An 8,284-nucleotide genomic window follows, 5' to 3' on the forward strand; every position below is an offset into this window, starting at 1 on the left:
GCGTAGACCTGCTCAGCACGCTATTTGGGGGTTGCCTAATGTACAGGGTTTGAGTAATTTTGCGGTGGGTGAAGTGGCCCTTAAGGACGCTATTGTTCTTCAAGAACCCAACTTGCATGTGTTACCGACGGGCATTATTCCATCTAACCCCCTGGCGATTCTGGAATCTCAGCATATTGCCCCTCTTCTAAAGGCCTGTGAGAAAGCCTACGATTACATCATTATCGACACGCCACCGATTTTAGGTCTAGCGGACGCCCTTACGATAGGACGTGAAACTGATGGAATTTTGCTGGTCATGCGTCCCGGTCGGGCGGATGCTGATAGCATCTTTGCCACAAAGACAATGTTGTCCCAGTCTCAACAGAAAGTGCTCGGTCTAGTGGCTAACGGCATTGATGTGAAGGGTAGGCCTGATCACTATTTCTCTAAGAATCAGGACTATGTGCTAAATCAGAATTCAGCAAAGTTCATGCACGTGTCCAGTGATAGTCATGACGTTAACAGTCAGGTTAATGCTAACAGTCGCCGCTAGGAGAAGGAGTGGGGCTCTATGCATAGCCTTTGACAATGGTGCAAATCTAGGTCATACAAATCCCTTTAACTAAAAATGGCTCAACTTAGCTATAACCCGATTCGATCAGCCATGCCCTTACTCTTGGGGCTGATCTGCTTTGCTCCGATGGCAGCGCTTGCTCAATCTTTACCGGCACTACCGCCCGAAGATCCCACACTACCTTTTTTTAATAATAGAGATAGTGCGGTGTCAACCAATACGGTTTCCCGCGATTATGCCTCATCCTCTTATTTGTTGGGACCGGGGGATCGAATTGAAGTGCGTGTCTACAGCTTTCCTGAATATACGGGGCCGATGTCGGTCTTGCCTGATGGAACGATTATTTTGCCTATTGTTGGCAAAGTGATGGCGGCTGGAAAAACCACCGATCAGCTGACCCAAGACCTGACCCGTGTCTTAAACACAATTCTTGTGGATCCTGCTGTTTCCGTTAGTTTAAATGCGCTACGGCCCGTTGTGATTAATGTGGCGGGTGAGGTTTATCGTCCAGGTCCCCTTCAGCTTCAAGGTGCAACTGATGTTACCGGGGCAGCCGCTTATTCTCCCCCCTATATTAGTGAAGCCTTAGTGCAAGCTGGGGGCATTCGACGGACAGCGGATATTCGCCAGGTAGTGGTGATTCGCGAGTTGCCAAATGGCAATACTGTGAGAACAAACGTCAATCTTTGGGATGCTCTCTGGTCTGCCACAGTGCCTGAAGAAATGTTGTTGAGGGATGGGGATCTGGTATTTGTTCCTCGTTTGCCAGAAGGAGAAGAACTGGTTGATAACCGTTTACTGGCGACATCGAGCCTAGCTCCGGATACGGTTCGGGTTCGAGTGGTGGGTGAGGTAACCCGACCTGGCGAAGTTGCGGTACCTCCAAATAGTTCTCTGTCTAGTGCTGTTGCGATCGCAGGTGGCCCTACAGATGATGCCAGGCTCAAAGAAGTTGTCTTTGTTCGCATGGACGACACTACGGGTGAAGTAATGCAGGAGGTTGTCGACCTTCGAAATCTAGTAGACACCTACCAGATTCAAGATGGAGATGTTGTTGTTGTACCCAAAACAACAAGCGGATCAGTCTTAGACTTAGCTGCCCGAATAGTCAATCCGTTGAACTTCCTTTTCCGGATATTTAACTTTTAACCACTGTTCGGTCTTGTTAAGCTATTCTACAAACTGAGATAGTTCCTTATCTGTGAATTAAGTGTAGCGAAGAAAATATTTTTTAAGGTCCGTTTAATATGCTCAAAAAAATTAAGCATTTGTTGTCGGACAAGTTGATCAAGAATCTTGGCTGGCTTACCGCCAGCCAGATTTTTAGGCGAGTTATACGTATCGTTCTGGTTGTTGTATTGTCCCGTGTCCTATCGACTACAGAGTATGGTCTCATCGCAATTATCTATGCGATCACTGACTTTGCGAATGTCTTTATTCAAAAAGGAGGAATTGCCCCTAAACTAATTCAAGCGAGTAAGGAAGAACTGGATGGCCTGCTAAATACATCCTATTGGGTAAATTGGATGCTTTGTCTAACCATTTTTGCCCTTCAGTGTTTACTGGCATTTCCCATCGCTCTCTTTTACAAAGAACCCAGTTTAGCCTGGCCAATCATGGTGGCGGCTACGACCTATCTGGTCAATCCATTTTATGCCGTTCAAGATGCATTAATTCGGCGTGAAAATAGGTTAGAGATTGGTGCGATCGCAACCGCTATAGATGCATTGATCAGCCAGTGTTTAGTAGTTGTTTTTGCCCTAATGGGTATGGGCATTTGGAGTATTGTGATTCCAATAGTTATTTCCCAGAGTTCTTGGTTAATAATCTATAGAATGAATCACCCATGGAAGCCTAGTGGAAAATTTACCCTCAAAGGCTATAAAGAAATTTTTGACTTCTCAAAATTCCCATTGAGCATAGAACTACTTAACTACCTTCGCTCAAATATAGATTACATATTAATCGGTCGTTTCTTTAGTGTTGAGCAACTTGGACTCTACTTCTTTAGTTTTAATGCAGGACTAGGACTAAGTTTGACAGCCATTAATATGGTGTCTAACTCAGTGTTTCCTTATCTATGTGAAGCCCGCGACAAGCTCTCTACGTTGAAGAAGAGTTATATTCGCAGCCTCACGATTTGTGCAGCTATTATCTTCCCACTAGTTATGCTGCAAAGTAGTCTGGCCCCCATATATGTACCCATTGTCTTTGGTGAAAAATGGATGGCCGCCATTCCCATTTTAATTATTGTATGTATATCAGGCTTACCCAGACCCTTTGCCTTAGTTGCTGAGCAGTTATTACTAACGGTTAACCGAGGTATGGATGGACTGAAGTGGAATATTTTCTTTACAACTCTGCTAACCATTTCCATCGTCATTGCTGCTCAATTCAATATTACCGCAGTAGCAGTGGCTGTCTTAGCTGTCCATCTTGTGTGCCTACCTTTCTTTACCCTCTTTGTTTCTAAATCCGTTTTTTCTGGGTCAAAATCTCTTTTCCTTTCATAATTCCCATTGTGTTTGACTATAGCCTCTAAAAAATCTCAAGTATATTCCCATGATTTCAACACCCCTTATCTCCGCAGTTATTCCAGCATACAATGCGGCTAATTTCTTGCCCCAGGTGATTCAGTCTGTATTAAATCAATCCTATGCAAATTGGGAGTTACTGATTATTGACGATGGATCAACGGATGAAACGAACGCAGTCGTTAATGATTTCTGCAAATTAGACCCCAGGGTCAAGCTGATCTCTAAAGAAAATGGAGGAGTTTCTGTCGCTCGAAATTTAGGTGCTGAGCTAGCTAAAGGAGAGCTAATAGCATTTCTTGACTCGGATGATCTCTGGCTAGAAGATAAGCTGGCAGTCCACGCAGACTATATGGCCGCCCATCCTAATGTGGGGGCTAGTTTCTCACGGGTTGAACTGATCGAATCCGATGGTAAAACTACTCAAAAAACGACCAACAATATAGTTGATAAGCTTCAGCCTCAAGATTTGTTCTACAGTAATCCAACTGTCACAACATCTAACCTTGTGATTCGAAAAAACGTTTTTCAAGAATTAAACGGTTTTGATGAATCAATGCAGTATAACGAAGATATAGACCTCCTATTCAGGCTTTCATTTCAAGATGCCTGGGCAATAGATGGTATTGATCAAGTCTTAGTTCAATATCGCCTGCACTCATCTGGATTATCCTCCACCTTGATAAAAATGGAAGACGGATGGGCAACATTAATGCAAAAAGCTCGTCAAAAGGCTCCTGAGTTGGTCGATCAGCATTATAGTGCTGCCAAAACCGCTCAACTGCAATATTTAGCTCGCCAAACACTACGCTTAAATCTTTCCGCATTACTAGGTGTCACGTTTATTAACCGGGCATTAGTAAGCGACTGGCAGAGTTTTTGCAAGAACCCAAAATCAGTTTTACTCGCATTGCTTCTTTACTTCAAACTAGTCACGTTTAACCTATTTAAGTTCAGTATCTAAATGCTGCAGAAATTATCAAGAGTGGTCCTGAAATATAAGTTTGGCTGACTAAAATTGCTCTCGTACAATAGGTTTAATTATAGGGTGTAGTGTCGTGCTTAGAATTCCGAGGTATTTAGAATACGTTTTTGTCTGTTTTGGACTGTGGTTCTTCCTTGGCAATCCCATTCACCTAATTACTGGTGGTGGTGCTGGTCAACTAGTTGATTTGTCAGAGGCAGATTCCAATTTTCTACTCCCAGGGATAAGTACGGCACTTCATGCCGTATCCTGTTTGGGGATATTACTACGTTGGAAAATGATTGTGACTCGTTTAAAGTCGAGTCCTCAAGCATTGCTTTTAATCGTATTTTTATTGTTGGTTGTACTTTCTTCTAATTGGTCAGTATTTCCCAATATTTCGTCACGGCGAAGCATTCTTCTAATCGGGGCAACAGCCTTTTCTGCGTATTTTTCGTTGAGCTTTAGCTTCAAGCAGCAGGTCAAATTTTTAATAATCGCACTCTGTATAAATACCGTTGTCTGTTTTCTCTTTGGTGTATTGCTACCGAAGTATGGAATTATGCATGATGCACCCCATACAGGAGCTTGGCGAGGCGTATATACCCATAAAAATAAGTTGGGTGCCCAAATGGCCCTAACTACAGTGTTTCTTCTCATTACTCAATATACAGAAATCTTTCGAGGTAGAGCTAAGCTAGCGATTTCTGGTTCTATGGTTTTATCGGCTTTCCTGGTTGTAGCTGCTACATCAACAACGGGGCTATTGGCGACAGCGACAATGACGCTAACATTTTTTGTTTGCAATGCATTGATGTTGAGTTACCGGTCTATGGTGGTTGCAGTTAGTTCCATTACCTTAACGGCAGGACTAGGTATTTTCTATATACAAACTAATGCAGATGCGTTCTTCGGGGCATTTGGAAAAGGGACAGATTTATCAGGTCGCAGTGATATTTGGCCTGCTTTATTTCATATGATTTCGCAAAAGCCGTTTCTAGGCTATGGCTATAATGGCTTCTGGGGACCCTATGGTGCTCCAGCTGATATTGTCAGACAGATAGCTGGGTGGCCTGTGCCCAATGCTCATAATGGGTTTATCGAGGTTTTGTTAAATTTAGGATGGATCGGAGGGATTCTATTCTTTTCAAGTTTTCTAATAACGTTCCTTCGGTCGCTTCAATTAATTCGAATGACGAAAAAATCCTATGCGATATATCCTGCGGTTATGATGGTTTTTCTAATATTAAGTAACATCACAGAGAGTAATCTTTTCGTTGGCGACTCCTGGATTCTTTACATTTGGGCATCTTTATCTTCCATTCAAATCTTATCTAAATGGTCAGATGATAATTCCAATGAGACGCATGACTTAGTTCCCGAGATACCGCGAGAGTTTTCCAAAGTCTAAATTTAAACCTAGCAAAGCTTCTATTATCCCGGCAGGGCTATGGCAGAATGGATAAGTTGAACCCCTAATTTCATAAGGTCTATGACATGAGACAGCTTTTGTATGATTGCCGGATTAATATATTTTTTATTTCATATTTAAAGATAAAAAACTTGAATATCCAATGTCTAGCTATTATTATTTCCTGAACTTGGCATGTTAATCATGTATGAGTGTATGACTCTGAATTTGGTTGCCTATGTAGGGCTTTCTTTAAAGGAGAAAAAATCTATAACAACCTTATTCGTATACCCATGGAATGTTTGCCTTTGAAATATTCCTAACTCAGATAGTTCTAAAACTCACCTTATTTACTTTAATATATTTACATATTTGTTTGAGTTGGAAATTATTTTTGCAAATTAGAGGCTTTATAGTGAATAAAAGACTAGTGTCAATCGTAATTCCAGTCTTCAATGCTGAGAAATTTGTAGGAAGAACAATCTCTTCAGTATTAGACCAAACTTATAATAAACTTGAGATAATCATCGTAGATGATGGATCACCTGACCGCAGCATTGAAATTTGTCATCAGTTCAATGATCCTAGAATTAAGATTATTAAACAAGCCAATCGTGGTCTTGCAGGAGCTCGCAATACTGGCATAAGAAACGCAACTGGTGATTATGTTGCCTTAGTTGATGCCGATGACCTGTGGACTAAAGATAAAATTGAGAAGCATGTTAGTCATTTAGAAAAAAATCCTCATGTTGGCATTAGCTTTAGTTATTCTCTACTAATTGATGAAGAGGATAATCCAACGGGGCTAAAGCAAATTCCCACAAAGGTCACAAATATTACGCCTGACTATATTCTTCGTCGTAACCCCATTGGCAATGGTTCATCCCCAGTATTTAGAAGGAAGGTATTTCAGGACATTGAGTTTATAGATCATCTTCATGGTGAAGAAGAGACATTTTATTTTGATGAAAGCTTTAAAAGGGCTGAGGATGTTGAGTGTTGGCTAAGAATCGCACTGGAAACCGATTGGGCCTGTGAGGGTATTCCCGAGCTACTGACACTTTATCGCATCAATAGTGGTGGTTTGTCAGCGAATGCCCTATCCCAATACGAATATCTGGAGAGGATTATTGATAAGTACTCTAAGGCTTATCCAGAAGTGTTGGGTGATTCCGTAAGTCTTGCTAAGGCTTATTTTCAGCGATATATTGCTCGTCGCGCTGTCAGTATGCGAGATGCGCCATTGGCTATGGAAATGTTGCATAAGTCGATCTCTAGTGACATTCGGATTTTGTATGAAGAACCTAGAAAAACGCTGATTACTCTTGGAGCTGTTTACTTTCTCTATTTAACACCCAAGAAGGTTTACGCTCATCTGGAACAAGCTGCGATGAATTTTGCTAAAGGATTTTGATGTAACACTATGTATAGCAATACTCTGAACAGAATTAGGAGACTAGAATCTGGTAGCCACAAAGACTTAAATAGTTAGGATGTGATTTAATCAAAGTCTCGTCTAAGTCGCGAATAAACCTGTCCAACAGATGCTGATTGAGTTTCCGCCGTTTGTAGGAGGCCATGGAAAAAGGCAAAAGGTTCCTGTTGCACCGATAGCGTGTAGCCGATGAGTTGTTCGACGTCTACCGCCGCGATTATTGAGGTCTCTAACCCCGTGCAGTTTTCTCGCTAGACGGAACAAATGTCTTTGCTTTTCCGTCTGAAATATTAGTATAGTTATCTATTGAGTAGGCTTAATAGATATAAATTTTCAACGTCGTTTTATGGTTGATGAAGTGACATTTATTTCTAACAGTCAGAAATTTGTATTTGTCCATTTGCATAAGTGTGGCGGTACCAGTATTGAGCGTGCTCTGGATAAAGAGATGCAGTGGAATGATGTTATGTTGGGCAGTACTAAGTACGGCGAACGTTTACAGAAGTCGTATCAAAAGAAGTTTGGTATCTATAAGCATTCATCGGCCGCTGAAATTAAGGCGATGATGGGCGACGAAGTTTGGCGTGAGTATTTTACTTTTACAGTAGTTAGACATCCTATAGATCGGATGGTTTCATTCTATGAGTATTTGCAGACTTATTATTTGGGAGGATACCGGGGACCTGCGATAAAATTAATGTATTTTGTGGACCAAATTAGTCCAATACCCCCAGCTTTGACTCAGCTGCCGAAGCTATATGATGCCTTCAGGTGGCCTGAGATAGTTGCTTGTATGAATAGTAAAAAAATATCTGATTTTATTCACACGAATGAGTGTTGGCAGTCCTATGGAGCCATGACTCAGTTTGAACAACTCTCTGATGAAAGTGGAGAAAATTTGATTGTTGACTATGTTGCTAAGTTAGAGGATATTAACAGCGATTGGGATTACATTTGTCAGAAACTGAATATCTCAGCTCCATTAAAACAGTCCAATAAAAGTAAAAGAAAATATAAGGACTGGAGACAGTACTTTAGTCTTGATGATATTAATTTTCTGACAGAAAAATATAAGAAGGACATGGAAGCCTTTGGCTATAGTCTTTGATGACGAAATTCTCATATGTAGAGTTTTTGAGGTTTGAAGTGCTTGATTGATAAATTTATTTTAGTCAATAGCCTTAAAAATATTATTTGAATGAGTTATTGAATGTAGGCATGTTTCGTTAAAAACATGCCTACATTCGTAAAGATTCAGGGGGTCAGTCTCCTTCAGGGATCAATGAAGGTGCAGGAGAACCATGTCGAGAGGCTTTTAACGCATCGGTCAGGAAGTCAAAGATCGAGCGTTTCTGAGCCTTTAAGCTGGTAACGGTGGTCATCA

7 protein-coding genes are annotated in these 8,284 nt (G+C 41.2%); all 7 read left to right on the forward strand.

What is annotated here, in order from left to right:
• The coding region (locus tag VB741_RS25475) for a tyrosine-protein kinase family protein (RefSeq protein ID WP_323368038.1) at window positions 1-535 on the forward strand (535 nt) is incomplete at its 5' end.
• A gap of 75 nt (window positions 536-610) precedes the next feature.
• On the forward strand, window positions 611-1,705 hold the full coding sequence (locus VB741_RS25480; RefSeq protein WP_323368039.1) for a polysaccharide biosynthesis/export family protein: 1,095 nt from the start codon (window positions 611-613) through the stop codon (window positions 1,703-1,705).
• A gap of 98 nt (window positions 1,706-1,803) precedes the next feature.
• Window positions 1,804-3,069: a lipopolysaccharide biosynthesis protein gene (locus VB741_RS25485; protein WP_323368040.1), complete on the forward strand. Its 1,266-nt coding sequence runs from the start codon at window positions 1,804-1,806 to the stop codon at window positions 3,067-3,069.
• A 49-nt stretch (window positions 3,070-3,118) separates the two neighbouring features.
• The gene (locus VB741_RS25490) at window positions 3,119-4,054 is read left to right on the forward strand and encodes a glycosyltransferase family 2 protein (protein ID WP_323368041.1); all 936 of its coding nucleotides are present in this window, start codon (window positions 3,119-3,121) and stop codon (window positions 4,052-4,054) included.
• Window positions 4,055-4,148: 94 nt separating this feature from the next.
• Window positions 4,149-5,465: an O-antigen ligase family protein gene (locus VB741_RS25495; protein WP_323368042.1), complete on the forward strand. Its 1,317-nt coding sequence runs from the start codon at window positions 4,149-4,151 to the stop codon at window positions 5,463-5,465.
• 298 nt (window positions 5,466-5,763) lie between these two features.
• Complete coding sequence (locus VB741_RS25500; protein WP_323368043.1) at window positions 5,764-6,879, forward strand: glycosyltransferase family 2 protein; 1,116 nt, start codon at window positions 5,764-5,766, stop codon at window positions 6,877-6,879.
• Window positions 6,880-7,246: 367 nt separating this feature from the next.
• Window positions 7,247-8,008 (forward strand): sulfotransferase family 2 domain-containing protein, encoded by a 762-nt coding sequence (locus tag VB741_RS25510; protein WP_323368044.1) that lies wholly within the window; start codon window positions 7,247-7,249, stop codon window positions 8,006-8,008.
• Window positions 8,009-8,284: the final 276 nt, after the last annotated feature.

The sequence above is a fragment of the Leptothoe sp. PORK10 BA2 genome (assembly GCF_034932105.1).
In the GTDB taxonomy this organism is placed as follows: domain Bacteria; phylum Cyanobacteriota; class Cyanobacteriia; order Phormidesmidales; family Phormidesmidaceae; genus Leptothoe.

Bases quoted from the DNA above. Each gene is read 5' to 3' on its own strand.
- VB741_RS25510 (WP_323368044.1), top strand. From the start codon at position 7,247: ATGGTTGATGAAGTGACATTTATTTCTAACAGTCAGAAATTTGTATTT.
- VB741_RS25500 (WP_323368043.1), top strand. From the start codon at position 5,764: ATGTTTGCCTTTGAAATATTCCTAACTCAGATAGTTCTAAAACTCACC.
- VB741_RS25480 (WP_323368039.1), top strand. From the start codon at position 611: ATGGCTCAACTTAGCTATAACCCGATTCGATCAGCCATGCCCTTACTC.
- VB741_RS25490 (WP_323368041.1), top strand. From the start codon at position 3,119: ATGATTTCAACACCCCTTATCTCCGCAGTTATTCCAGCATACAATGCG.
- VB741_RS25485 (WP_323368040.1), top strand. From the start codon at position 1,804: ATGCTCAAAAAAATTAAGCATTTGTTGTCGGACAAGTTGATCAAGAAT.